At 37.4% G+C, this 25,310-nt stretch carries 17 protein-coding genes; 4 read left to right on the forward strand and 13 right to left on the reverse strand.

Annotation, left to right across the window (positions count from 1 at the left end):
- The first annotated feature begins 14 nt into the window (after window positions 1-14).
- The 4 genes from ACVWYG_RS06050 (at window position 15) to rpmA (ending at window position 3,408) form a co-directional block, all read left to right on the forward strand.
- Window positions 15-1,598, forward strand: a complete 1,584-nt coding sequence (locus ACVWYG_RS06050; RefSeq protein WP_457269268.1) for a dicarboxylate/amino acid:cation symporter — start codon at window positions 15-17, stop codon at window positions 1,596-1,598.
- Window positions 1,595-2,095, forward strand: a complete 501-nt coding sequence (locus ACVWYG_RS06055; RefSeq protein WP_457269269.1) for a hypothetical protein — start codon at window positions 1,595-1,597, stop codon at window positions 2,093-2,095. Before ACVWYG_RS06050 ends, ACVWYG_RS06055 begins: the two co-directional genes overlap by 4 nt.
- 532 nt (window positions 2,096-2,627) lie before the next feature.
- Complete coding sequence (gene rplU, locus ACVWYG_RS06060; protein ID WP_457269270.1) at window positions 2,628-2,939, forward strand: 50S ribosomal protein L21; 312 nt, start codon at window positions 2,628-2,630, stop codon at window positions 2,937-2,939.
- 49 nt (window positions 2,940-2,988) lie between these two features.
- A complete protein-coding gene (rpmA, locus tag ACVWYG_RS06065; protein WP_457269271.1) occupies window positions 2,989-3,408 on the forward strand; it encodes a 50S ribosomal protein L27 in 420 nt (139 codons plus the stop codon).
- Between the two features lie 607 nt (window positions 3,409-4,015).
- Here rpmA and ACVWYG_RS06070 read toward each other — a convergent pair.
- The 13 genes from ACVWYG_RS06070 to ACVWYG_RS06130 form a co-directional block, all read right to left on the reverse strand.
- On the reverse strand, window positions 4,016-4,990 hold the full coding sequence (locus ACVWYG_RS06070) for a polyprenyl synthetase family protein (protein ID WP_457269272.1): 975 nt from the start codon (window positions 4,988-4,990) through the stop codon (window positions 4,016-4,018).
- Window positions 4,991-5,014: 24 nt separating this feature from the next.
- On the reverse strand, window positions 5,015-7,147 hold the full coding sequence (gene rnr / locus ACVWYG_RS06075) for a ribonuclease R (protein WP_457269273.1): 2,133 nt from the start codon (window positions 7,145-7,147) through the stop codon (window positions 5,015-5,017).
- Window positions 7,148-7,281: 134 nt separating this feature from the next.
- Entirely contained in the window at window positions 7,282-8,997 is a 1,716-nt protein-coding gene (locus ACVWYG_RS06080) for an ABC transporter ATP-binding protein (protein ID WP_457269274.1), read from the reverse strand.
- Window positions 8,997-9,710, reverse strand: a complete 714-nt coding sequence (locus tag ACVWYG_RS06085) for a 3'-5' exonuclease (protein ID WP_457269275.1) — start codon at window positions 9,708-9,710, stop codon at window positions 8,997-8,999. The genes ACVWYG_RS06080 and ACVWYG_RS06085 overlap by 1 nt, the downstream gene beginning before the upstream one ends.
- 56 nt (window positions 9,711-9,766) lie before the next feature.
- Entirely contained in the window at window positions 9,767-10,645 is an 879-nt protein-coding gene (locus tag ACVWYG_RS06090; protein WP_457269276.1) for a DUF72 domain-containing protein, read from the reverse strand.
- Between the two features lie 738 nt (window positions 10,646-11,383).
- Window positions 11,384-12,772 (reverse strand): arginine decarboxylase, encoded by a 1,389-nt coding sequence (locus ACVWYG_RS06095; protein WP_457269277.1) that lies wholly within the window; start codon window positions 12,770-12,772, stop codon window positions 11,384-11,386.
- Between the two features lie 158 nt (window positions 12,773-12,930).
- Complete coding sequence (locus ACVWYG_RS06100; protein WP_457269278.1) at window positions 12,931-13,686, reverse strand: polyprenol monophosphomannose synthase; 756 nt, start codon at window positions 13,684-13,686, stop codon at window positions 12,931-12,933.
- Between the two features lie 317 nt (window positions 13,687-14,003).
- Entirely contained in the window at window positions 14,004-14,408 is a 405-nt protein-coding gene (locus ACVWYG_RS06105; RefSeq protein WP_457269279.1) for a hypothetical protein, read from the reverse strand.
- 122 nt (window positions 14,409-14,530) lie between these two features.
- A complete protein-coding gene (locus ACVWYG_RS06110) occupies window positions 14,531-15,196 on the reverse strand; it encodes an ABC transporter ATP-binding protein (RefSeq protein ID WP_457269280.1) in 666 nt (221 codons plus the stop codon).
- Window positions 15,197-15,393: 197 nt separating this feature from the next.
- The gene (locus ACVWYG_RS06115) at window positions 15,394-17,772 is read right to left on the reverse strand and encodes an ABC transporter permease (protein WP_457269281.1); all 2,379 of its coding nucleotides are present in this window, start codon (window positions 17,770-17,772) and stop codon (window positions 15,394-15,396) included.
- 43 nt (window positions 17,773-17,815) lie between these two features.
- Entirely contained in the window at window positions 17,816-20,206 is a 2,391-nt protein-coding gene (locus ACVWYG_RS06120) for an FtsX-like permease family protein (protein ID WP_457269282.1), read from the reverse strand.
- Between the two features lie 93 nt (window positions 20,207-20,299).
- Entirely contained in the window at window positions 20,300-22,681 is a 2,382-nt protein-coding gene (locus tag ACVWYG_RS06125) for an ABC transporter permease (protein ID WP_457269283.1), read from the reverse strand.
- A 200-nt stretch (window positions 22,682-22,881) separates the two neighbouring features.
- Window positions 22,882-25,278: an ABC transporter permease gene (locus ACVWYG_RS06130; protein WP_457269284.1), complete on the reverse strand. Its 2,397-nt coding sequence runs from the start codon at window positions 25,276-25,278 to the stop codon at window positions 22,882-22,884.
- Window positions 25,279-25,310 lie beyond the last annotated feature (32 nt).

A 25,310-nucleotide genomic window follows, 5' to 3' on the forward strand; every position in this document is an offset into this window, starting at 1 on the left:
GTAACCGACTAACTATGAAAAGAAATAAATCTGTTTTGATAGCAACAATTTGTGTATTTCTACTAGCTGTCGTTGTCCAAGTTTTAGGATACATAGAAGTGTTATCAACAGGAGAAAAAAGCGCTCATCTGCTTAACTATAGAGACTATTTACCACTTTACGCTTTAACAGCAGCTGGAATGCTTTTTTACTTTCTACCCAAAAAAGTAGCATTTTGGTTTTTCATTACCGGCGTTATCGCTTTTTTAAGTTACAGTGCATTCGCTTTTTTGAATGATGGACTCGGATGGAACATTGTGTTGAATGAACAAACACACCTTGCTTTTTTTGTTTTGCGTTGGTTGGTACTTGGCTTCATCTTTTTTTACGGGTTCATTAAGAAAACGCTCACCTTTTGGATTATGGTTTCCCTTTTTGTAGGCATTTCTATTGGGCACGATTTCCCCTTTTTTGGCCAAAGCTTACAAATTCTCAGTCAAATCTTTCTTAAATTGATTAAAGTAATTATAGCTCCGCTAATTTTTGCCACTTTGGTTTATGGCATTGCCGGTCATTCAGACATTAAACAAGTGGGTAGAATGGGTTGGAAATCGCTGTTATATTTTGAAGTAGTCACTACTTTTGCGCTGTTTATTGGTCTTGCCGCTATAAACATAAGTAAGGCCGGCGTAGGAATTAAACAAGCAGACGCCATTACACACGACATACCAAAGGTAGTTCCGCAAACAGCAAAAGAAGTAATTTTGCATGTATTCCCAGACAGTATAGTGCAGTCTATGGCGGGAGGAGATGTGTTACAGATTGTAATTTTTAGTGTACTATTTGGCATTGCGCTAATTATGGTACCCATTGCGCAGCGACAGCCTATGGTAAATTTCACCGAAAGTCTGTCAGAAACTATGTTTAAGTTTACAAACGTCGTTATGCTATTTGCCCCAATAGGTGTGGGGGCAGCCATGGCTTATACGGTAGGCCACATGGGTTTGGGGGTTCTTGTAAACTTATTTCATTTACTTATAACACTATACGTGGCCTTAATAGCGTTTATGTTATTGGTTTTTTTACCAATTGCACTCATAATTAAATTGCCGATAAAGAAGTTTATAAAAGCAATTGCAGAACCTGTATCTATTGCTTTTGCCACTACAAGTTCAGAGGCAGCGTTGCCGCGGGCTATGGAGGCAATGGTTAGCATTGGGGTGCCTCGCAAAATTGTAGCTTTCGTTATGCCTACAGGTTATAGTTTTAATTTGGATGGAACAACCTTATATTTGTCGCTTGCGGCAGTTTTTGTGGCGCAAGCCGCAAACATCCCTTTAACATTTGGACATGAACTTGTTATTGTGTTTACCTTAATGCTGACAAGCAAAGGCGTTGCGGGCGTTCCTAGAGCATCTTTGGTAATTTTACTGGGAACAGCAGCCTCTTTTGGTTTGCCTACTTGGCCTATTTTTATTATTCTAGGAATAGATGAATTGATGGATATGGCGCGCACATCTGTAAATGTGATAGGAAATTGTTTGGCATCGGTGGTCATTGCCAAGTGGGAGGGAGAGTTTGATCCAAACAGTATAGAAGCATCAGAAATAAGTATATGAGCAATAAAGCGAAGAAGATTTTTTTGGCATTAACGGTTATTGTACCGTTCGTCATCTATTGTGTGGTTTACTACATCCCTATTTTCAGTAACGCACCCTTTCGGTTAAAAGACTTTGTTTCTGTGCAATATAGCTGGGGAATAAAAGATTCCTTAGAAAACCATTACAACTCGATAACCGGAGAATATCAATACGTAAATAGCCGCGATTCTGCGGTTAAAAAGAAGTTTTTTCTAAACAATGACAATGTAATTTATTTGCATAGCAAGGCTCGGGAGCTTGGGCTATGGAATTTTCCAGATACACTCGGAGAGAAAAGTCCAGCGTCGAAACAAATTCCACGGTATGTTATTCAATTTAATTATAAGGACAAAAGTAAGCACGTGGTTATCTACGATAATTTTGATGGCAACCCTAAATTGGTCGGCGCAGCAGTAGGTGTGCGCAAGGCAATTGAAGAAACCATAAATATGGCCGAAAGAAGAAGTGGTAAATAGCTTTCGTCTGAAAACTTGGCAGAATTCTCACCGCACAGTGCTATTCGGATGGCGTGTTAAAGCGCCCAAATAATGATCCATCTAGCTGAAAAATTTAAGGTATTTAAAGTATTTTTTTGGGCGTCCCCCCGGAAAGGGGTCGGGCTTTTTGCTGCAATCTTTTCACTCGTTCCTCGTAAAAAGGATTTCCGCTCCAATCCAACGCAGCGCTCAGACTTTTTGCGCTAACGACAGCAGCGGCATCTTTTTGGGCTTTTTCTGCCCAAAAAAATACAGCGGATGGCGTGTTAAAGCGCCCAAATAATGATCAGCGCTAACAAAAAAATTCAACTATTTCAAGAATGTTTTCAACGTTCTCTCTGAAAAGGTGTCCGCCTTTTGTTTGAAAAATTGACTTCGTTTCGAGTATAAAATAATATTGAAATTTGAGACAACTGGAGTAAAAAATATCTTCATAATCTGTTTGTGTTTAAAAGGTATTTGTGCTATATTTGCACCTCATTAAATAAAAACAGAAATTAATTTTAAAACAATGTACGCAATAGTAAATATAGCAGGACAGCAATTTAAGGTTGCCAAAGACCAGCATCTTTTTGTACACAGGTTGCAAGGAGACGAAGGCGCTAGTATTGAATTTGACAATGTATTGTTGGTTGATAATGGCGGAGCAATTACGGTAGGTACACCTGCAGTGAAAGGCGCTAAAATTTCGGCTAAGATCGTGTCTCATTTAAAGGGTGATAAAGTGATCATTTTCCATAAGAAACGTAGAAAAGGTTACAAAAAGAAAAATGGACATCGCCAACAATTTACGAAAATCCAAATCGGAGACATTATTCTATAATTTAAATTTTACACCTATTCGCTGATGGCGAATAAAAAAGACATAAAACATGGCACACAAAAAAGGAGCCGGTAGTTCCAGAAACGGTCGCGAATCGCATAGCAAGCGTTTGGGTATTAAGATTTTTGGCGGACAGGCAGCAATTGCTGGAAATATTCTAGTTCGTCAACGCGGCACGAAACACAATCCAGATAAAAATGTTGGTTTGGGTAAAGACCATACTTTATTTGCATTGGTGGATGGCACTGTAGTTTTTAGAAAGAAAGCTGATAATAAATCTTACGTATCTATTCTTCCTCTTGCGAAGACAGAGGTGGTTGCCGAGCCTATAAAAATCGCTCCAATTGCCGAGAAAGAAACCGTAGCCAAAGAAGTTGAGGCGGCAGTAGAAACACCTGCTAAGAAAACACCAGCCAAAAAAGCGGTTAAGAAAGAAGAATCTGCTGAAGAAGCTGCTCCTGCAGAATAATTCACAATAAAGTTTATTAAAAGCCATCCTGATAATTCAGGATGGCTTTTTTTGTTAATGTTTACCGTGAATGAATTAGATGGCGTTATATCCTACCAACCCTTTACATGTTGTTTAATAAAAAAAATAATAATTTTGCTTAAGACATTTAATCAACGTATACATTAGTTTTCAATGTGAAGGCTAAATCGATTTTGATTATTTTATGCGCTATTTTGCTGGGAAGCGGGGTATTAAAGGAAGAAAAAGTTCAGAACTGCATTCATTTGGTTAAAAACAGTTAAAGCAGATTGAATTAGCAATGAGTGGAAAGAGACTTTACACGAAATCATTTTGCCAGTGAACTTCTTTTTGCCTTGCGAACAACAATAATCAGTGGTATATTTTGATCGAATCTTTAAATCCGGAATCTTCCATCTCAGTGAAGGGGATATTGCCATAGATTTAGATAATGAGCGGACAGTCTGTCCGACTTTCATCTATCTAACTACCTCCATTTTGCAGTCTACACCTTGTCTATTGTTTTGGCCTCACAATCATCCTCAAGTGAGCCAATTCATGGTTTAGTCAATATTTCTAATTTAAATTGGGATTTAACCAACACTTATCAATAATCTCTAGTAATCAGCTGATTGGTAAGAATCAATAAATCTGTCTTACGCTCATCGCTAACGCTGACTTTATCGAAAACGCTAAGGGCTTTTTGAAGATAAAAATCCATTTGTTGCTTTGCAATTTTATCAATTTCAAGTTCATCGTAAATGCGTTTTACCTGAACGAGCTTTTCGTTAATATTGATATATTTTGTTGCCAACCATTTGTCGAGTATTTCCTTTTGTTCTCCCTTTGCCAACTCGATCGCCTTTAAAAGCAGGTAAGTTTTTTTATTTGCAATGATATCGCCGCCAACCTGTTTGCCAAATTTCTTTGGATCGGCATAAACATCTAAAATATCGTCATGCAGTTGAAAAGCGATGCCAATATTTTCTCCAAACTGATAGATAAGATCTGCGTCCTCTGCAGAAGCACCTGCCAAAATTGCGCCCAATTTTAATGCTCCACCCAACAAGACCGCGGTTTTCAATCTAATCATATTTAGATAATCATCTATGCTGACATCGTTGCGGATTTCAAAATCCATGTCCAACTGCTGTCCTTCACAAACACCTTGTGCGGTTGTGTTAAAGGTATCTAAAACTGCCTTAAGATAAATGATGTTTACTTTTGCTAAATGCTTATTAGCCTCTACCATCATCACATCACCACTTAAAATGGCGGTATTTACATCCCATTTTTTATGTACGGTTTCCTTTCCCCTGCGCAAGGGGGCATTGTCCATGATGTCATCATGAACCAAAGTAAAATTATGAAAAACCTCTACAGCCATGGCAGCATGGATACTTTCTTCGGCATCTTTACCAAAAAGTTCTGTCGACATAAGAACCATCAGCGGACGAATACGTTTACCGCCCAAACTTAAAATGTACTTAATGGGATCGTAAAGGTCGCTTGGTGTAGGAGGAAATGTTAAGGTGTTTATAGATTTTTCTAATAAATCGTGTAGCTGTTTTATTGGAGGCATGAATGTGGAGTGGTAATTTATATTTTAGTCAGGAATTAAGGTAAAGTCTATTTGGCGTTTCGAAAGGTCAACCTTCTTAACCCTAATCATGACCTCGTCGCCTAGTTGGTATTTCTTGTGTTTTCTTTGGCCAATGATGCAGTAGTTTTTTTCGTCAAGTACGTAAAAATCGTCTGCGATGTCTCGCAATCGGATCATGCCTTCGCATTTATTTTCTTGAATCTCAACATACATACCCCATTCTGTCACACCAGAAATTAGACCTTTGTATTCGGTGCCGATATTGTTTTCTAAATATTCGGCCTGCTTATATTTTATTGAAGCTCGCTCCGCCTCGGCAGCCCGCTTTTCCATGGAGGACGCATGTGCGCAAGCTGCTTCATAAAGTTCTACATCTGCAGATTTTTTCCCGTCTAAATAGCTTTGAAGCAATCGATGTGCCATTACATCTGGGTAGCGGCGTATAGGTGAAGTAAAATGGGTGTAATAGTCAAAAGCTAAGCCGTAATGGCTTGTTTTTTTAGTGGTATAAATGGCTTTTGCCATAGACCTAATGGCAAGAGATGTAAGCATATTTTGCTCTTTTTTCCCTTCTACATCCGCCATCAAGTAGTTCAAAGACTTGGCAATTTCTTTGTCTGTCTTTGTATTTATTTTGTAACCGAAGCGAGATGCAAACTGAGCAAAGGCCTCCAAACTTTCTAATTTTGGGGAATCGTGAACACGATAAACAAACGTGAGTTTTTTATTTCCTTTTCCTTTTTTTGCAATGAATTCTGCTACTTTTCTATTGGCCAAAAGCATGTAGTCCTCAATAAGTTTATGGGCATCTTTCCGCTCTTTTACGTAAACACCTATTGGTTTCCCATTGTCGTCTAGTTGAAACTTTACCTCAGTACTTTCGAAACTGATTGCACCATTTTTAAATTTTCTATCTCGCAAAATATAGGCAAGTTCATTTAATTTCAGCAATGCTTCCGAACAATCGCCAGCTTTATTTTCCAACACCTCTTGCGCTTCTTCATACGCAAACCTTCTATCCGAGTGGATCACAGTTCTGCCAAACCATTCCTCTTTTACATTTGCATCATCGTCCAGCTCGAACACCGCAGAAAAACATAATTTGTCTTCTTTTGGCCTGAGTGAGCATAAGTCATTGCTTAAGGTTTCTGGCAGCATTGGGATCACTCGATCTACTAAATATACGGAAGTAGCCCTCGAATAAGCCTCTTTGTCCAGTTCGGTACCTTCCTTTACATAGTGAGAAACATCTGCAATGTGTACACCGATCTCATGATTGCCATTTGGCAGCAATTGGTAAGATATGGCATCATCAAAATCCTTTGCATCCGCAGGATCGATTGTGAAGGTTAAAACACTTCTAAAATCTTTTCTTGAAGCAAGGTCTGCAGCTGTAATTTGCGCGGAAATGGCATTGGCTTCTGCTTCAACTTCTTTTGGAAAAGAAAGGGGAAACCCATATTGAGCCAAAATGGCGTTCATTTCAGTTTCATTATCTCCCTGATCGCCTAACACATGTTTTATGGTACCTATTGGATTTTTTGCGCCTTCTGGCCAGTCCGATAAGGTCACTAGAACCTTCTGACCATTTTTGGCATTGCCAATTTCTGACAAAGGCACAAAAATATCATGCATCATCTTTTTGTCGTCGGCAATAACAAAGGAGAATTTATCAGAAATCTTTATCACGCCTGTAAAGTCAGATTTTGCTCTTTTAATAATTTCTACAACTTCTCCTTCATTTTTTCGCCCATTCTTTTTCGCAAATACATAAGCTTTAACCGTGTCTCCATGTAAAGCATTCCGAAGTTTCCTTGGCGAGACAAAAATATCTTTTTCTAATTCATCATCAGGAATAATATAGGCAGAACCGTCTGCTGTCATATCTACACGGCCTGTCAGGAAGTTTTTTAAATCTTTAATTTTAAATTTTCCGGGACTTGGTTCTAAAAATGCGCCAGACGCTTTACCTTCTTTTAAAATTTCTAAAATTGTTTTCTTAGATTCTTCATCGTTCAGGTTAAGCTTAGCAGATACTTGCTTAAAATTAAGCTGCTGATTGCCGTTTTTTTCGAAGATGTCGCTAACCAATTGGTTCAGCACCGCTTTTACGCTAGAAGTTTTATTTTTTGCCATAAAGAAACTTTATTTATCGAAGGTACGCAAAATGTTAAAAGGTATGGTTTAGATGTTGTAAGATTTAGGTTATAAGTTTCTTCGCAATCAACGAGACAATCCAGTTTGATTTGGATAATCATCAACTTATAAAACTAAGCTTTAACATACGCTCCTGGAATCGCATCAATCAATTTTTTTGTATACGCTGATTTTGGATGATAAAATAGATCTTCAGAAAACCCTTCCTCTTCAATTTTGCCATTGTTCATTACAAAAATACGGTCTGAGATGTGCTTTACTACCGCTAAATCATGTGAAATAAAAATGTAGGTAAGTCCAAATTTTTGCTGCAAATCTTTTAAAAGGTTTAAAATTTGCGCTTGTACAGAAACATCTAGCGCCGAAACAGATTCATCACAAATAACGAATTTAGGCTTCAAAGCCAAGGCCCGCGCAATTACAACGCGTTGCCTTTGTCCACCGCTAAACTGATGCGGATATCGGTTAAAATGATCTTCTTGTAACCCTACCTGCAACAAAAGCTTTATTACCTCCGCCTTTCGCTGCGTATGATTAGCGAACATACTTTGCACTTGCATCGGCTCCAATATCGATTGACCGATGGTGAGTTTGGGATTTAGTGAAGCATAAGGATCTTGAAAAATGATTTGAATATCTTTTCTTAAAGATTGTAGTTTGGATTTTTCTAGCTTGATAAGTTCTTTTTGATCAAACAAAATGCTGCCAGAAGTGGGCTCGACAAGCCTCAAGATGCTACGTCCCAGTGTGGTTTTTCCACAGCCAGATTCGCCTACTAGGCCCAATGTTTCTCCAGGGAAAACACTCAGTGTTACCCCATCAACAGCTTTTACATAACTCGTTTTTTTACCAAATAAACCTTTACTTACAGGATACCAAGTGCAAAGGTTTTTAACTTCTAACAATGGCAGTTGTTTATATAATTGTAATCTTCTCTCGGCGACTTCTGCTTCCGTAATTTGGTTTGATGAGTTTAAATGATCAAAAACAGCATTACTCTTGCCCGTTAGAAAATCTGCGACGATAGGTAATTTTCTCAGCTGCTGACTAGGCTTGGGGCGGCAAGCCAAAAGTCCTTTTGTGTAAGGATGAGCTGGCTTTGAGAAAATATCATCGGCTGAGCCCTGTTCAACAATTTCGCCTTGATACATCACCGCAATGTGGTCAGCAACTTCTTTTACAACGCCTAAATCGTGTGATATAAATATCATTGCCATGTTTCGCTCTCGCTTTAACCTTAACAAAAGTTCTAAAATGGTTTTTTGCACCGTAACATCTAAGGCGGTGGTCGGTTCATCGGCAATTAATAATTCGGGATCGCAGCTCAGTGCCATGGCAATCATCACCCGTTGTTTTTGCCCACCAGAAATTTGGTGCGGATAACTATCAAAGATGCTTTCTGGCCTTGGCAGCTGTACTTCTTTAAATAGGGTGATGGTTTTTTGCTTTGCAACAGCTTTGCTTAATTTTTGATGGACTATGATAGCCTCTGCGACCTGGTCGCCGCAAGTTAATACAGGATTTAGCGAGGTCATTGGTTCTTGAAAAACCATAGAGATTTGATTTCCGCGCAATTGGCGCATCTGGTTGGCGCTCAAATCTAAAACGGCAAGTTTATCGAAATTAATATTTCCAGCTATTTTTATACCACTTTCATCGTGTAACCGCATGATGGAAAAAGAGGTAACCGATTTTCCTGAGCCAGATTCTCCTACTATGCCTAATACCGAACCTGGCTGCACTTTGAAATTAACATTCTTTACGGCAACACTCCAAGTTTTTTCATCACTGTTATAAAAGCTTATGCTTAAGTTATTTACGTCGAGCATTAGTTTATAATGGTAATGTGTTGTTCTTCAACCGTCTTCATTCCTTTAAATTTTAACAATATTTGAGCTGTGGTCACCACATCTTTCTCACAATAGGTTACAATTCTCCCCAAGTCCTTGTCTTCATAGTACACTTTTCTAACATCGCTTCCGCTGATGTCGTCTTTTGGTGAGTCGATGTTTAAGATGGTCGCTAAAAGGTTTAAGGAAGTGTAGTGTTTGTAGTCGCCAAATTTCCAGAGTTCCATGGTATCTATATGAGGATTTTCCCAAGGTTTTTTACCAGACATGCTCAGCTGACGGGGAATGTCTAAACCATTCACTATCATTCGCCTGCATAGATAAGGATAATCGAACTCTTTACCATTGTGTGCGCAAAAAATTAAATCTTTGTGCTGTTTTTTTAGTAAATGTATGAACGCATTTAGTAATTTAGTCTCATCGTCTCCGTGCAAAGATTTAATGCGCAATTTGCAAACTTCCTTTTCTTGCTGAAAAATACCCATACTGATACATACGATCTTTCCAAATTCGGCCAAAATACCTGCTCTTTCATAAAAATCTTCAGGTGTTTGATCTGATTTTCGTTGGTATCTGGTTTTAGCTTCCCAAAGTGTCTGTAAATTTTCCGGCACTTCGCTGTATGCGCGGTATTGCGGAACCGTCTCAATGTCTATTACCATTATTTTGCGCAGGTTGAGGTCATCTAGCATAAACCCAATATATGAATTTAGTTTCCTTTTTTCAAGATGAATGACCCAAACTCCGACTATTTCGGCGCCATTTCTGGTATAATTAAATCTGTACCTAATTCTTTGTTTAACTTTTTTGTAAAATAAGCAGAGAGCAATGGTGAGGAAAGTTCTATGTTTTGATGCACAAAAAAGTATAGATTCTGCAAACCCTCTTTTTTCCAAAAGGCAATTCTATCTATCCAATCATCAAGACGTTTCTGATCAATGCCATCATCGTTAGCTCCAACAAAGCGAATAAAAGCGGTTGGAGATGTTAAGCGCATATGCAACATGTCTCGTCTTCCGGCAGTATCTACAATAATGTTTGCAATGTTGTTTTCGTCAAACAATTTGGTTGTGTCGTTCAATATTTTTGAGTTTGAGAACCATTCTTCGTTTCTCAATTCTACCGCTAGCGGAATTACTTTTGGAAATTCTTCGATTACTTTTTGCAAACGGTCGAAATCTTTGGGCTTAAAATTATCATGTAGCTGCAAAAATGCCATCCCCAGTTTATCTTCGAAGTTGGCTATCGAATCGCAATATTGTTCAACGGACTCTTTCACATTAATCAGCCGTTTAAAATGACTGATGGTGTTTGTTAACTTTGGGAAGAACTTAAAATTTTCTGGGGTTTTTTCTCGCCAGGTTTTCACCTGATCTATACTGGGCATGCCATAAAAAGTAGCATTTAGTTCTATGGAATTAAACTGAGTTGAATAATACGTCAACTCATCTTTTGTTCCTTTTGGATAAAAGCCTTTTAAATCGGTTTTGTTCCATTTTGCGCAACCCACGTAAGCATCGAACGACTGATTTTTCTTGTTTTCTTTTAGAATAGCAGTTGTTTCTTCGGCATCTGCCGGAAGTTTGAAATCTATAAGGGATGGATCGTCTACTTTGCCAAAATTCATAATAAATAGTTTTTGTCTTCCAAAGATATTGAAAAAGAAGGTTTTTAAGATTGACTGTGGAAAGTTCTGTAAAGCTTAAAAAAAATGGATGCAGAGTAAACATTTAACTTTGTAATAAAAAAACACCTGGCAGGCGGTCTCGGGGCCAGATAGGAAATTTATATAGTTATGGAGAGCTCCATTTTACCATGTATTCTGTATCTAAAAAGTTTGGTGTTGAGCATGAAACTATTGAGATTACCTTCGCTAAAAAACTGAATTAAAATCAATTCGAGGCACATGTAAGTCTTTCGGGTTTTGCTGACAATGCTAGTCTATACACAGTTGGCAATAGGGGATTTGCACAGATTATCATGTGAGTCAAAAACTAGATGGAATTATGATCCATTTTTCTGGTAGAAACTTTGATTTAGAACTCAGCTCAAATGTACCTTATTACACAATCATAAAAAAAATTGGGCTAGGTCCAGACATTCAGAAGAACTTTAAATTCTAAATCATAAAATCAGAAAAAATCGGTGAAAACCGCTTATTGGTTGAAGCGAAATTCGAACTGAATTTGTATGACCAGAATGGTAAAAAAGTACAGAGGTGAAAATGGATATTATAGGTTTAAAACCATCGTTACATTTGATAAAAATTCTAATGATATACCATTTTTAATGGAGTGTTAGCTATTTAGACAAGAAAAGCGAAATCATAATGATTTCGCTTTTCTTATGGTTTGACTATTAGAAATTAGTAACCCAATATTTTCAACACCTGCTTACTATTTTGTTCTTCGCCAAAAACCTCAAAATTGAAGCTCTCATCTCTGTTTCTGCGAATGATGACGTGTTTTGGACTAGGCAATAAGCAATGATGTATGCCTCCATAACCACTTAAAACTTCTTGATAAGCGCCCGTGTTGAAAAAGCCGAGATACTGTACTTTACGCGTCTTAGGCATAAACACACTATTCATGTGCGCTTCTTGGTTGTAATAATCTTGACCATCGCAAGTAATCCCACCAAGGTTAACGCGCTCATATTCAGAGTCCCAATTGTTAATGGGCAATAAAATATATTTCTGGTTCAATGCCCAAACATCAGGCAGATTTGTAATGAACGATCCATCCAACATCAACCATTTTTCGCGGTCGTTTTGCTGTTTCCTGCCCAATACTTTGTACAAAATACCCGATGCTTCTGCAACGGTGTATTTTCCAAATTCTGTAATGATGTTAGGTTCCATCACTTCGTTAACCGCACAAATTTCTTTTATCCGTTTTACAATTTCGTTTACCATGTATTCATAATCGAAATCAAACACCAAGGAATCTTTAAACGGCATTCCGCCGCCAATATCAAGGGTGTCTAAATCTGGATTTATTTTTTTGAATTTGCAGTAAAGCGTAACGTATTTTTCTAATTCGTTCCAATAATAAGGCGTATCAGAAATGCCAGAATTGATGAAAAAGTGCAATAGTTTAACCCTAAAATTTGGATTTGGAAGGATTTTATTGTTGTAAAAATCTATAATGTCTTCCATCCGTACACCCAAGCGCGACGTGTAAAATTGAGAATCGGGTTGCTCTTCTGCGGCAATCCGAATGCCTATGTTGCAAGGCGTATCCATTTCCACCTCGTCATCAAAAAGATTAAATTCTTCTTTGTTATCTAAAACCGGAATGATGTTTTTATAGCCATCATGCAGCATATCAATAATATATGTCTTGTACTGGTACGTTTTAAAACCATTGCAAATGATGGTGGTATCTTTAGTTAATTTACCGGTTTTTTCAAGTGCGTCAATCATAGGCATATCAAAAGCCGATGAAGTTTCCAGGTGAATGTCGTTTTTTAAAGCTTCTTCTACAATGTGCTTAAAGTGCGAGCTTTTGGTACAATAGCAATATTTATAATCGCCGCGGTAGTTATTTTTTAAAATTGCGGTTTGGAAAAGAATCTTAGCTTGCTGAATCTTCTTAGTGATCATGGGCAGGTAAGTGAAACGCAGGGGAGTGCCGTAGGTTTCTATCATTTCCATCAGGTTCAAATCCTGAAAATAAAGTTCATCATCTATAACGTCGAAACCTTCTTGAGGAAAACCAACGCTTAGATCTAGAAATTCTGAATAACTCTGCATGTATTGTTATAGATTTTTTGCAAAAGTGTGATTTAAAATTGATAAATGATCCAATTTGCCAAATAAATTTACGGTAAGATTGCTTGCAGATAACGGTTTAAACGTCAATTCCTTATTTAAAAATGAAAGTAAAAAGCAGTTAAAAAAATTTATGACTTTTATTTAGTTCGATCGTAATTTCTAAACCAGCTATTGACTTTCATTTGTATTACCCCAAAAAAAGCTTCTTTAAAAATTCCTGTGCTCATTTTTGAGGTTCCTTCAGTTCTGTCGGTAAAAATAATGGGTACTTCAACGACTTTGAAACCGAATTTGATGGCTGTATATTTCATCTCAATTTGAAAAGCATAACCTACAAATTTTATTTTATCTAGCGGTATGGTTTCTAGCACAACTCTTCGGTAACATTTAAATCCTGCTGTGGCATCCTGTATTTTTATTCTGGTGATGGCGCGTACATACATAGAAGCAAAATAAGACATCAGCACTCGGCCCATCGGCCAATTAACAACATTTACACCTTTAACATACCTAGAACCGATTGCTAAATCTGCACCCTGCTCTCCGTTTTCTGTTTTAGGTAAACAAGCTTCACGCAACCTCAAAAGATCATCCGGATTGTGAGAAAAATCGGCGTCCATTTCGAATATATAGCTGTAATTGCGCTGCAGAGCCCATTTAAATCCGTATATGTAAGCAGTACCCAGACCTTGTTTTCCGCCACGTTGCTCCAAAAACAAATGTCCTTCGTACTCGTTTTGCAACTGCTTTACAATATTTGCAGTACCATCAGGTGATCCATCATCAATAATGAGCACATGAAAAGATTGGGCTAGGGAAAACACTTTTCTAATAATTTTCTCTACGTTTTCTTTCTCGTTGTAAGTTGGAATGATGACTAAGCTATCTGACACGTTAGGGCAATTTGGCACGAAAATATGAAATTTTACTAAGAAAAATCGATCTGGATATATTATACTTATTAGACGCTCTTTTTATAATCTGCCAATAAACTCATGGAAGCGCATTTAAAGGCTAATTCTATAAGGTCTTATAAGTCTCTAAAACTTTAGCAATGCGCTAGGGATTGGGTATTTTTTTTAATACCCAATCCGGGCTTTTTTTTGGTTGCGCTTTCTTTATCTATTAAGCAGCATCTGGTGGCTTTTGTATTACAGGATTAATTAAGGCAACACTATTTTAATCTTTAGAAAGATGTTGGCCTGCAGATTTAATCTTTAGAAAGATGTTGGCCTGCAGAGATACCGTTAGTGTTTTCCGCTGGAAGTTGTTGGCAATAATTGTTAATGATGTAGGCGCTGATTGGCTTAAGTTCTTTATCTGTAAATATAGTATGATGGCCGAATGCACTAAAGAACTCCAGCTTTCCATTCTTTTTTAGGTACCAAACTTTACCTAAAGAATAGGTGGTTAAGGTATCTGGATTTTTTTTAAAGTGAAATAGCATTAAAGTGTCTAAAGCAATAATTTCTTTTCCGTAAATTTTTTTGTAGCAAGTAATAGCTTCGTAATGATCGCCGGTCCAATACATACACTCCTTATGGGTATCGGACTTCTTAGAGAAAATATCCCTATCGCCGTAGTTAATATAAAGGCAAATGTAAGTGCAAGCCATTTTGCAGCACGAAAACTTTCAGATCACATACCTGTATTTGTAGTTTTCGGCTGGTAAGCACTAAATAAAAATTTGCCTTTTGTCTTTGCTGTTTTTCGAGTTTCTACGCCATAATCAAGACATTAAAGCTGTATCTTTCCATCCATTAAATTAATGATCCGAGAGCCATATTCCGCATTTTTTTCTGAATGTGTTACTTGAATTACCGTAACACCTTCTTCATTGAGCTGCTTAAATAACTCCATAATTTCTTCGCCCTGCTTGCTATTTAGGTTGCCCGTTGGCTCATCGGCCAAAATAAGCTTTGGTTTACTAATTAACGCTCTGGCGATCCCTACAATTTGTTGTTGTCCGCCGCTTAACTGAGCCGGGAAAAGATCTTTTTTGCCTACAATGTTAAACCGATCTAACATATCTGCAACCATCGCCTTGCGTTCGCTCCCTTTAACATCTTGGTAAAGCAAGGGTGTTTCGATGTTTTCATAAACGGTTAGTTCATCGATAAGATGATATGCCTGAAAAACGAAGCCTATGTACTGTTTGTACAGTTGTGTTCGCTGCTTTTCTTTCAGTTGATTGATGTTTTCTTGAAGGAAATGGTATTCGCCCTCATTAAAATTATCAAGCATACCGATCACGTGCAGTAATGTAGATTTTCCAGAACCAGATGGCCCCATAATGGAGATAAATTCTCCCTCTTGTATTTTAAGGTTGATGTCTTTTAGGAGAAAAGTTCTATTCCCTCCCGAGTTTACCCATTTAAAGATGTTTTTTAATTCTAGTAACATGTTTGTTTATGATTTAAGATTTACGATTTACGAATTGGCTGACTGCTGATCACTGATTGCTGATTTTCATTGAATTAGTATTTATTATCAAGTTGCAAGACAGGTTTCCGTGAAAAGATTTTATATGTAATATAGATATAAATCCGACTTCCGACTTCCATTTTATATTTGTTCCTTATTCCTCATTTTTTGTTTCTTCACTCACTCCTTAAACTTATTATCGGGTTTGCTACAGCTGCTTTTATCGCCTGAAAGCTGATTGTTGCTAAGGTAATTATAACTGCTAAAGCACCAGAAATTGCAAAAATCCACCAAGTAAGCTCAATTCTGTAGGCAAAGTTGGTTAGCCATTTGCTCATGATCCAATAACATAGAGGAACAGCCAAAACAAAAGCGATCCCAGTGACATACATGAATTCTTTCGTTAAAACCAAACCTATTTGGAACACAGTTGCACCTAGTGTTTTTCTAATTCCAATCTCTTTTGTTCTTTGTAAGGTTATCAATGAAATTAAGCCTAACAACCCCATTACACATATGGTAATGGCCACGCAAGACGCCATCCAAATCATGTTTTGTTGAAGCGTTTCTTTATTGTATAAAGTTGCAATTTCATCGTCTAAAAATTGGTAACTAAATACTTGCTCCGGAAGCCTTTGCTTAAAAATTTGTTCAATTGATTGAAGTGCAAAATGCGGATTACCAGCGGGTAATTTAATTGCTAAATTAGTTTCTAAGTTTTTGATCTGTAAAACAACTGATGGTTCAATGGGCCCGATAAGCGATTTTACATTAAAATCTTTTACAATGCCAACAATAATGCCGATGTAGTCGCCTGCGGTTAGCTCTTTTCCAAGTACCTCACTTACATCTTTAACTTTCAGCGCGTTTAGCATCGTTTTGTTAATCAAAAACTCGGGTTTAGAAGAATTAGCTCTAACACTTCTTCCTGCAAGTATTGTTAGACCAAACGTTTTGGGGTAATTAAAATCACCAATAGCGAAACGAGCAGGCCATTTTTCCCAATCAGCTCTATTGCTAAACTTTACGGTTGCACCTCGCTCGCTGCTACTAGATGGCGGATTGTTAACGTAGCTGAACGATTGGATGGATGACAGCGCGTTTAATTCTTGGCCTAACCTTGCTTTTTGAATATCCGAAATTTTCCCAATTGGAACCATTATTACAGATTCGCGGTCAAAACCTTTGTCGGTGTTGGTTAGCAAATGGACCTGCATTACCATTATAATAGTTGCTGCAATTAGACATTGAGCTATTACATTTTGAAAGATGACTAATAATTTCCGGCCGAAAGCTCCATGCATTTTAAGCGCTTTGCTTTTTAATACCTTAACCACATTGAGCCTACTCAATACCAACGCAGGATACATTCCGGTGAGGATGGAAATTAAAATAAATAATGAAACGGCATAAAGCACTAGATTTTTAAAACTAGCAATTTGGATTGGTGCATTAAAGAACAGTATTTCATTTAGAAATGGCAGCAACAAACTCACTACAAGACCGGAAATACTCAAAGCAATCGCACAGTTTAAGAAAGAATCTACCATAAACTGTACAAATAGCTGCTTTCTAGATGCTCCGAATGCCTTCCTCGTGCCGATATTTATAGCATCGCGCGCCTGACCCGCGAGCATTAAATTTATATAATTAACACTAGCAATGATGACAATTAAAAAGCCAATAAGTGTTAAAACGTTAAAAAGACTTTTTTGAACCGTCCCTCCATAATTTGCACTGAAATGAAGGTTGCTTAATGGCAAAAGCTCAAAATGATAATATTTTGCGCCATCCGCACCGAACTTTTCTCTGGTTGTCGATGCCAATTGCTTTTCTACAACTGCGCTTTGTTGCTGGTTATTGAGTTTAACATAGACGCCCAACTTCGATGATAAACTTCCCCAGTCTGTAAAAAAGCTTTTCTCAACCTCCGGATTTAGGTTTTTAAACGAAGCAAACGACAAGTAAATGTCTGATTTTAAATCAGATTGATAAGGTTTATCTGAAACGACACCAATTACTTTAAACTCTTGCTTGTTTATAAAGATAGATTGATTTATCGCTTGCTTTTTTCCAAAATATTTTTTGGCAATTTTCTCTGTCAATACAACGGTATTTGGTTCATCAAGCTGTTTATAGTTGCCTTGAATAAATTTATAGCTAAAAAGACTAAACCAATTTTCGTCAACAAAAGCAATATTTTTGTCTTCCTTAAAGCGATTTTTACCCTGTGCAGAAATATTAACCACAAAGCTTTGGTTTTCCATTTTTAATGCCGCCTGTCGGACTTGTGCAGATTCTGACTTTAGCTTATTATAAATTGCTACAGAGCCGCCTTTATCGTATTCCGTTTTTTCTAGATGCAATTCGTAAACCACACGAAATATGTTTTGATAGGCTTTATGATATGTATCGAAACTAAGGTTGTAACTGATGTATAAGTAAATTAAAATCGCACTAGATGCGGCAATGGCTAAGCCCAAAATATTTAGGATAGAATAAAACTTTCTTTTCAGGATGTTTCGCCAAGCGATCTTAAGGTAGTTTTTGAACATGGTTTAGATAATCTATTGATTTTTCATAGCTAATTAAAGGACGTCACTCTGTTCTCAAACTTTTTATAGGATTTGCCAATGCTGCTTTCATTGCTTGGAAACTAATTGTTAGAAAAGCGATGCACATTGCGACTAATCCTGAAACAGGAAAAATCCACCAGACAATTTCTGCTCGATATGCAAATTCTTGAAGCCAATAATATACTCCGAACCAAGCCAAGGGAATGGCCAAGAAAAAAGCAACAACTACAAGTTTGATGAAATCTAATGATAGCACTTTAATGATTTCTGGAATGCTTGCGCCCAACACTTTTCTAATTCCAATTTCTTTTTTTCTTTGAGCCATGCTAAAAACAGATAACCCAAAAATACCCAGACTAGAAATTAGTATCGCAATGATTGACAAATAAGTAAATACTTTTTGAAAGTCGTCATCCGACTTATAAATTGCATTATAGGCGTCGTCTGAGAAGAAATAACTAAACGGCAAATCTGGAGCGAATTCAGCCCATTTGTGTGCTATCGATCTAAGCGTATTAGGCACATCTTTTCCAGAAATTGTGACAGAAAGGAAGGTAAAAAACCCTGGAGAAACTCTTAATGTGAGCGGCGGGATTTCTTGTTCCATAGAATGGAAATGAAAATTCTTTATAACGCCAACAATTGTTCCGTCGCCATTAGCGGTTTTCTGAGAAAATCTTTTTCCAATCGCATCTTGTGGATTTTTGTAGCCCAGCGTTTTTAACGCCGCCTCATTGAGGATCATGGATTGCGATTTGTCATTAAAAGTGTTAGAAAAATTTCTTCCTGCTAAAATTTCAATTTGGTACTGCTTTAGAAAATCCTCGTCAACGAAATACGCATCTGATTGAAACTCCTTTTTTACTCTATTTGCGCTTTCAATTTCAACCGGAAATTTTCTATTTGGTTTTCCGGGAATGTAAGAAGAGAAACTCGTTTCTTTAACTCCGGCAATTTCTGCTAATTGTGTTTTAATGGCATCTCTATGGTTTAGGATTCGGTTATCATATTGAAAATCGATTACAACCATGTGGTCTTTTTTAAAGCCCAAATCTTGATTTTTCATAAAATCAATTTGTCTGTAAATTAATAAAGTCGAAATTATCAAACCGATGGCGATGCAAAACTGAACGATTACCAAGGTTTTTCTTACAGAATAGCCTTTTAGGTTTTCAATTCCCTTTAAACTATTAATTGATTTAAATGAGGAAAGAAAGAGCGCAGGATAGAGTCCTGAAATTAATCCAACCAAAATGGAAGATAGGAAAAGTAAAGCAATTGCTTTTAACTCTTGATTAAATGAAAATCCTAATTTTACATCTATCATTTGGTTAAAAGTTGGCATAAGCAGAATAGCCAACAACAAAGCAACTCCAAAAGCAATTAAACAGATAATTAAAGCATCGCTCATAAACTGGATGATTAGTTGTTGTTTAACTGCACCCAATACTTTTCTAATCCCAATTTCTTTTGTTCTCTGTAAAGAAAAAGCGGTGGTTAGATTAATAAAATTAAAACAAGCAATAAATAGAACCAATATCGCAATCAAAGAAAATGCATATACATGAATGATATCGCCGTGATCCATAGTGCCGGCTTTACTTCCTCTTGCTTTACCTTTCAAATAGACATCTTTTAAAGGTTCTAAAGCTAATATTTGTATCATGTTGGTTTGGACATTATGCCTTTTTATAAAATCAGGAAGTTTAGCCGTCAACTTTTCTATCGACGCATTTTTTTTCAATAGAAGATAGGTGTTAAAGCCATAACGGTTCCAGTTGGTCGTCCAAGTAGAATTTCCTTCAATCCCGATTAGGCTCGAAAGGGAAAGAATAATGTCTCTCTTAAAGTGAGAATTTGCCGGGATATCTTTCATTACGCCGGTTACGGTAGCATGCTGATTTCCGTTTAAGGTGAGCGTTTTGCCTAGGCAATTTGTAGTTCCAAAATACTTCTTGGCAGCAGATTCTGAAAGGACCATGTCAAAAGGCGCATTGAACAGCGTTTTAGTATTTCCGGCGATTAGCGGAAAACTAAATATAGAAAATAGAGTGGAATCGGCATAAGCCAAGGGAGCTGTCCCGTAATTTTCTTGGCCTTTTTGAATGATATAATCGTCTAAAAAAATTCGAACAAATGCTTTTACTTCTGGAAATTCGACAAGCATTGCCGGTCCCATTGCCGCCGAAGCACTTTCATAATTTATACCATCAGGTTTTTTTTCATCAGTTACTAAGCTATAAATTTGGGATGCTTGTTTTGGTGCTGTATCATGGTTCATCTCAAAACTGACGTAGAGAAAAGCAAAAAAACAAATGCATAAACCCAAAGAAAGCCCAATTAAATTTATTACAGAAAAAACCCTGTATTTTTTTAAATATCGGAAAGACGTTTTTATATAATTTTTAACCATTTTTTATGGATACTAGGTTTTAGGTAATACGTTATAGGTAGTATGTGTGAGGCCATAATGAATTGCTGATAACTGATTTCTGACTTCTAATAGCTACTCCTTAAGTTTTTCTGCTGGTTTAAATCTAACTGCCCTAAATATCTGTAAGTAAACTGTAATTCCAACTATGATGAATGAAAGCAATAGTGCAGTTACAAATGGAACGACAGAAATTTCGACGCGATAAGCAAAAGTTTGTAGCCATTTATCCGCTAGCAGAAAGGCAACGGGCCAAGCAATAATATTTGCCACTAATATGATGTAGAAAAATGGTTTGCTTAAAACAGCCGCTAAATGCTGTTTTCCTGCACCGAAAACTTTTCTAATTGCAATTTCTTTCATCCTCAACCTGATGGATTGAGCGGCAAGCGAAAAGAAGCCAAGAGCAGCAATAAATATTGCAAGTCCCGTAAAAAAGGAGAGCACAGTTTTAAGTTGCTCCTGCTTTATAAAAAGCTTTCCGTACAATTCATCTACGAAATAATAATTAAAATTTTCTCCGTCAAGCTTATTCATGTCGGGCCATTGTTGATTCAAGGCTTTTAAAGCGCTCGGTAAAGCCTTAGTCTCTACCCCAACCATAATTTGTGTTTTTGCGAGGCCGCAATGGTCGTTCATTAGATAAATGGTAGGCTTTACTCGCTGTTCAAATCCATAGGCTTTCACATCTTTTATCACGCCAACAATTTTATAATTTCCTCCACATCCTGTTATGCTGGTTCCAATCGGTTTTGTAAGATGCATTGCTTTTACAGCGGTTTCATTCACAATGGCACTGGTAGAATCGCCAGGTAATGTAGCGTGGAATATTTCGCCGTCGGCCAACTGAATATTTAACGTTTTAAAGTAGTCGTAATCTATACTCATCGTATTCATCGAAAATGCCGTTCCCCCAACGTCGTACTCTTGCGAAGTCGGTAAATTTCCGCCCGGAACATTAGATGCGACCGTAACATTTGTGACCCCGGCGATCATTTCAATTCTATTTTTAAGAGACACAAAAGTTCTTGGATTGTTGTACAGCGCTAGATTATCTATGTAGATTACTTGTTTGGCTGAAAAACCTGGGTTTTCCGACCTCATGTAATTTAATTGCTGATTGATTACCAATAACATAATGACAAAAATAATTGCACAAGTAAACTGAAACACGGTGATTGATTTTTTAAGCCAAGACAGTTTACCTCCCGTAGAAAGCTGAGATCCTCTTAGCACTTCGACGGGATTGAAACCTGCCATCACTAAAGATGGATAGATGCCCGCTAAAGCCGTTAATAGAATTAAGGTAAAAAGTATTTGGAGCACGATAAGGCTGTTAATGCCAGAAATAAAAAGGTGTACCTGCAACAATTGGTTAAGATAAGGAAGCGCAGCAACAATGATAACATAGGCAAGGAGTAAAGCAATACAACATTGCGCAAAAATCTCTAGCATAAATTGGGCGATGATTTCCTTTTTGCCCATCCCGTTGATTTTCTTGATGCCAACTTCTTTTCCACGTTTATTGGCCTGAGAAATATAGAGATTTGTAAAATTAACACCGGTAACAATTAAAATAATTATTGCCAACAGCGTCAAGCTTTGCACAATTTGATTGTTTACCGGAGAACCATAGTGTGGTTTTAAATGCAAATTTTTAAGTGGATCTAGGTAAATTGCCAAAGACTTGGAATGATTGAGGGCATCTTTCGCTACCTGACTACTATCGGTTAAAGCTGCTTCTCTGTATATTTTATCAACCTTTTTTGAAAGTAGCTCGACGTTTGTGTGAGGTTTTAGCAGTAAAAAGGTTTGATAGATTTGGGTAGCATAGCTTTGATCTTTTCCAGAGGTAATGTCTTCCGAAAATCCGATACAATCAAAATTAAAATTTGTATTTCCTTGAACGTCCCTCACAACTCCCGCAATCGTCATTGGCATTCCAGATTTAGCCATCATGTTTACCGTTTTGTTCACCACAGACGTGTCATTTGGGAAGATCACAGCAGCGGTTTCTTTAGAAAGCAACACGGTAGGCGCAGCATTTTTTTCATTCAATATAAAACCTTTCGGCTGAATGTCTAAGATTTTTGCAATCGAGTAATCTGCGCCGACCCAACTTTTAATCATGAATCTTCCAGAAGGCGTAAAAAAAGGAATCTGGAACAGTGCGGTATTCATTCTGCCAACTTCTTCCACTTCTGGACATTGGCTTTTTATGGCTGCGGCGAGCAGGCCAGGTGTATAAGGAGAAATACCGGTAGGCAATTCTCTTTCTACTAAGAAAACTCGATCTACATTTTTATTCCATTGATCAAAACTCTTTTCATGATCGACATATAAGGCCACAAAAATAAACGCCGACAAGCCTAATGCGAGTCCGATAATGTTTAAAAAGTTGTACCATTTTCCCTTTAAAAAAGTACGAACGGCTATTTTAATCGCTAGCTTATTCATTTTTTAACCCTTATTTAGCAGTTGTATTTCGGTGTTAGCGCGCAATTTGCAAAGCGCAAATTGTCCATTATCAACAAATGTCTAACCTCGAACTTCTGATTGCTTATTTCCATTTTAAAGTATTTAGTAACAAGTATCAAGACACTTCTGAGAGGAGCGCATTTTCAGCAAAGCCTAATGCCTCACACCTAATGTCTAATTTACTCACTTCTTAAACTTTTTACGGGATTTGCCAAGGCTGCTTTAATGGCCTGGAAACTAACGGTTATTAGTGCAATACTGAGCACCAATCCTCCGCCTACTGCAAAAAACCACCATTCTATCGCTATCCTGTACACAAAACTATTTAACCAATAGTTCATCGCCCACAAGCCAAAAGGAATGGTCAGCAAGACAGATAAAAGCACGATAAGCGCAAAATCTTTGCTCAATAGCATAACCAACTGGGTAACACTTGCCCCTAAAACCTTTCGTATTCCAATTTCTTTATTTCGCTGCTTCGTGAAAAAGACGGTTAAAGAAAAGAGTCCCATAATAGAAATAACGACAGCTATCAATGCAAAAAACGTAATTAAGCTTTGAAGCCTACTATAGGAAAGGAATAATTTTTGGAAATTGTCATCTAAAAACGAATATCTTATCGGTGAATCGGAATCCAATTTTCTCCAAGCTTGCTCAATCGCTGTGACCGTATTTTGCATGTGCGTGCTATTTATTTTTACAAGAATGCCTCCACCAGACTGAAACATGCAGGCTTTGTTGCCGATGGTATACACAGCCGGTTGAATACCGCTATCGAAACCCTGTACATTAAAATCGCTTACAACACCAACCACTTTTAAAGGAACACTGTCGCACTCGTTAAAGCTTATCGTTTTGCCGATTAAACTAGCATCGTGCATCTTTAGAAAAGCACTTTCGTTAATGATTGCAGAGCGGGTATTTTGATCATTATAGCTGTCGTTAAAAAGGCGTCCTGCCTTTAATTTTATTCCTAAGGTGGTAAAGTAATCGGTGCTTACTTTTACGGAGGTCATTCTAAACTTGTTTCCTGCATAGTTAAAACCGTATGTTGAAGTATCAGACAGTTCTTTGCTATCGCCAGGAACGGTAGTTGTTTTAGCCAATTCGCTTACCCCTGGAATGGCGAGAAGCAAATTTTGCAATGTGGGAAATTCTTGTTCTCGTAATTTTTGTGGAGCCTCAATGCGCATTACTTGAACAGAGGAAAAGCCTTTATCCTTATTTTGCATATAATTCATCTGTTTTTTTATTACAAAAGCAGACATAATAAAAAATGCAGAAACCATAAATTGAAGTACAATTAACCCATTTCTGAATAAGTGGTTTTTAGAGCCATTGCCATAACTTCCTTTTAATACTTTTACGGTGTCGAACCTCGAAACCACTAGTGCGGGATATAAGCCAGATAGAATAGCCACCAAAAAAAGCGAGACGGCAATTTGCAAAACAATGAATGTAGTATGGATTTGATTCCAAAAACTTAGAGACAAATCAAACCTATTGTTGATGATGTTTAGCGATAAAAACACAACCAAGCAAGCGATTATTAAACTCAATAAACATTGCAGAAAAGTCTCTGTCATAAATTGGAAAATGAGTTGTTTTTTCCCAGAGCCGAGCACCTTTCTTACACCAACTTCCTTTGCGCGGGCAATCGATTTTGCAATCGCCAGATTGCTAAAATTAATGGTTCCGGCGAGTAGTAACAGAATGGCCAGAATAAGCAATATCGAAACTGTCTTAAAATTGCTTTCTCCATGTTTTGGAAAATTATGGATCTCAGATACCGCTTCGCTATATAAAAATGTATGCTGCGCTGATTTTTTATAGTTCTCGAAAGATTGAGTTCCCTCCTTTAAACGTTCCTTATAATAAATTCTATTGATGTCGTTTTCGAACTTTGCATCGGCAATTGGCTGTTTTAATTTGATGTAGGTATGGTAAGAATAATTGCCCCAAAAATTGTTCTGTTTGGCGTAAGGGTCGCGCATTAAGAGTTCTGCAGTGAAATGTGTAGGAGTTTTTGGTGTTTTCATCACCGCGGTAATAGTACCGGTAACTGCATTAAACACTTTAATGGTTTGCCCGATTGGGTCTGTACTTCCAAAAAGTTTTTTCGCCAGCTTTTCGCTGATAACTGCGGCATCCGGCTTGTTCAACGCCGTTAGTATGTTGCCACGAACAAGCTCAAACGGAAAAACCTTTAGAAAAGAAGAGTCAACCGAAATAAATCCTTTTTGATAGATTTTTTTGTTGTTCGCGTCCATCAAAGCTTCATAATCAGAACCTCCCTGCATGGAAGTAGCAGCTTCTGCATCTCGGTAGTTATCTGCTAGAAATTGTGCCAAAGGTGCTGGCGTTTGTGGGGAATAATCGCCCTTTTGAAACAAAGAAACCTTATAAACGGTTTGTAGTTTAGGGCTCCATTTGTCGTAGCTTAACTCATAGTTTTGATAGAGCAGAATAACGATAAAACTCGACAATCCGGCTGCAAGGCCAAGAATATTTACGGCATTGAAAACTTTGTTCCTGAATAAATTCCGCCATGCGATTTTAATGTAGTTCGTGAGCATGTTGTTGGTATTAGGTTATTGAATAAATTTAA

The sequence above is a fragment of the Pedobacter sp. UYEF25 genome (assembly GCF_054061655.1).

Excerpts from the sequence above, each read along its gene's own strand:
- ACVWYG_RS06130 (WP_457269284.1), bottom strand. The coding sequence starts at position 25,278 with ATGCTCACGAACTACATTAAAATCGCATGGCGGAATTTATTCAGGAAC.
- ACVWYG_RS06070 (WP_457269272.1), bottom strand. The coding sequence starts at position 4,990 with ATGCCTCCAATAAAACAGCTACACGATTTATTAGAAAAATCTATAAAC.
- ACVWYG_RS06105 (WP_457269279.1), bottom strand. The coding sequence starts at position 14,408 with ATGGCTTGCACTTACATTTGCCTTTATATTAACTACGGCGATAGGGAT.
- rnr (WP_457269273.1), bottom strand. The coding sequence starts at position 7,147 with ATGGCAAAAAATAAAACTTCTAGCGTAAAAGCGGTGCTGAACCAATTG.
- rpmA (WP_457269271.1), top strand. The coding sequence starts at position 2,989 with ATGGCACACAAAAAAGGAGCCGGTAGTTCCAGAAACGGTCGCGAATCG.
- ACVWYG_RS06110 (WP_457269280.1), bottom strand. The coding sequence starts at position 15,196 with ATGTTACTAGAATTAAAAAACATCTTTAAATGGGTAAACTCGGGAGGG.
- ACVWYG_RS06050 (WP_457269268.1), top strand. The coding sequence starts at position 15 with ATGAAAAGAAATAAATCTGTTTTGATAGCAACAATTTGTGTATTTCTA.
- ACVWYG_RS06080 (WP_457269274.1), bottom strand. The coding sequence starts at position 8,997 with ATGCTCGACGTAAATAACTTAAGCATAAGCTTTTATAACAGTGATGAA.
- ACVWYG_RS06095 (WP_457269277.1), bottom strand. The coding sequence starts at position 12,772 with ATGCAGAGTTATTCAGAATTTCTAGATCTAAGCGTTGGTTTTCCTCAA.
- ACVWYG_RS06090 (WP_457269276.1), bottom strand. The coding sequence starts at position 10,645 with ATGAATTTTGGCAAAGTAGACGATCCATCCCTTATAGATTTCAAACTT.
- ACVWYG_RS06125 (WP_457269283.1), bottom strand. The coding sequence starts at position 22,681 with ATGAATAAGCTAGCGATTAAAATAGCCGTTCGTACTTTTTTAAAGGGA.
- ACVWYG_RS06055 (WP_457269269.1), top strand. The coding sequence starts at position 1,595 with ATGAGCAATAAAGCGAAGAAGATTTTTTTGGCATTAACGGTTATTGTA.
- ACVWYG_RS06120 (WP_457269282.1), bottom strand. The coding sequence starts at position 20,206 with ATGGTTAAAAATTATATAAAAACGTCTTTCCGATATTTAAAAAAATAC.
- rplU (WP_457269270.1), top strand. The coding sequence starts at position 2,628 with ATGTACGCAATAGTAAATATAGCAGGACAGCAATTTAAGGTTGCCAAA.
- ACVWYG_RS06115 (WP_457269281.1), bottom strand. The coding sequence starts at position 17,772 with ATGTTCAAAAACTACCTTAAGATCGCTTGGCGAAACATCCTGAAAAGA.
- ACVWYG_RS06085 (WP_457269275.1), bottom strand. The coding sequence starts at position 9,710 with ATGCTAGATGACCTCAACCTGCGCAAAATAATGGTAATAGACATTGAG.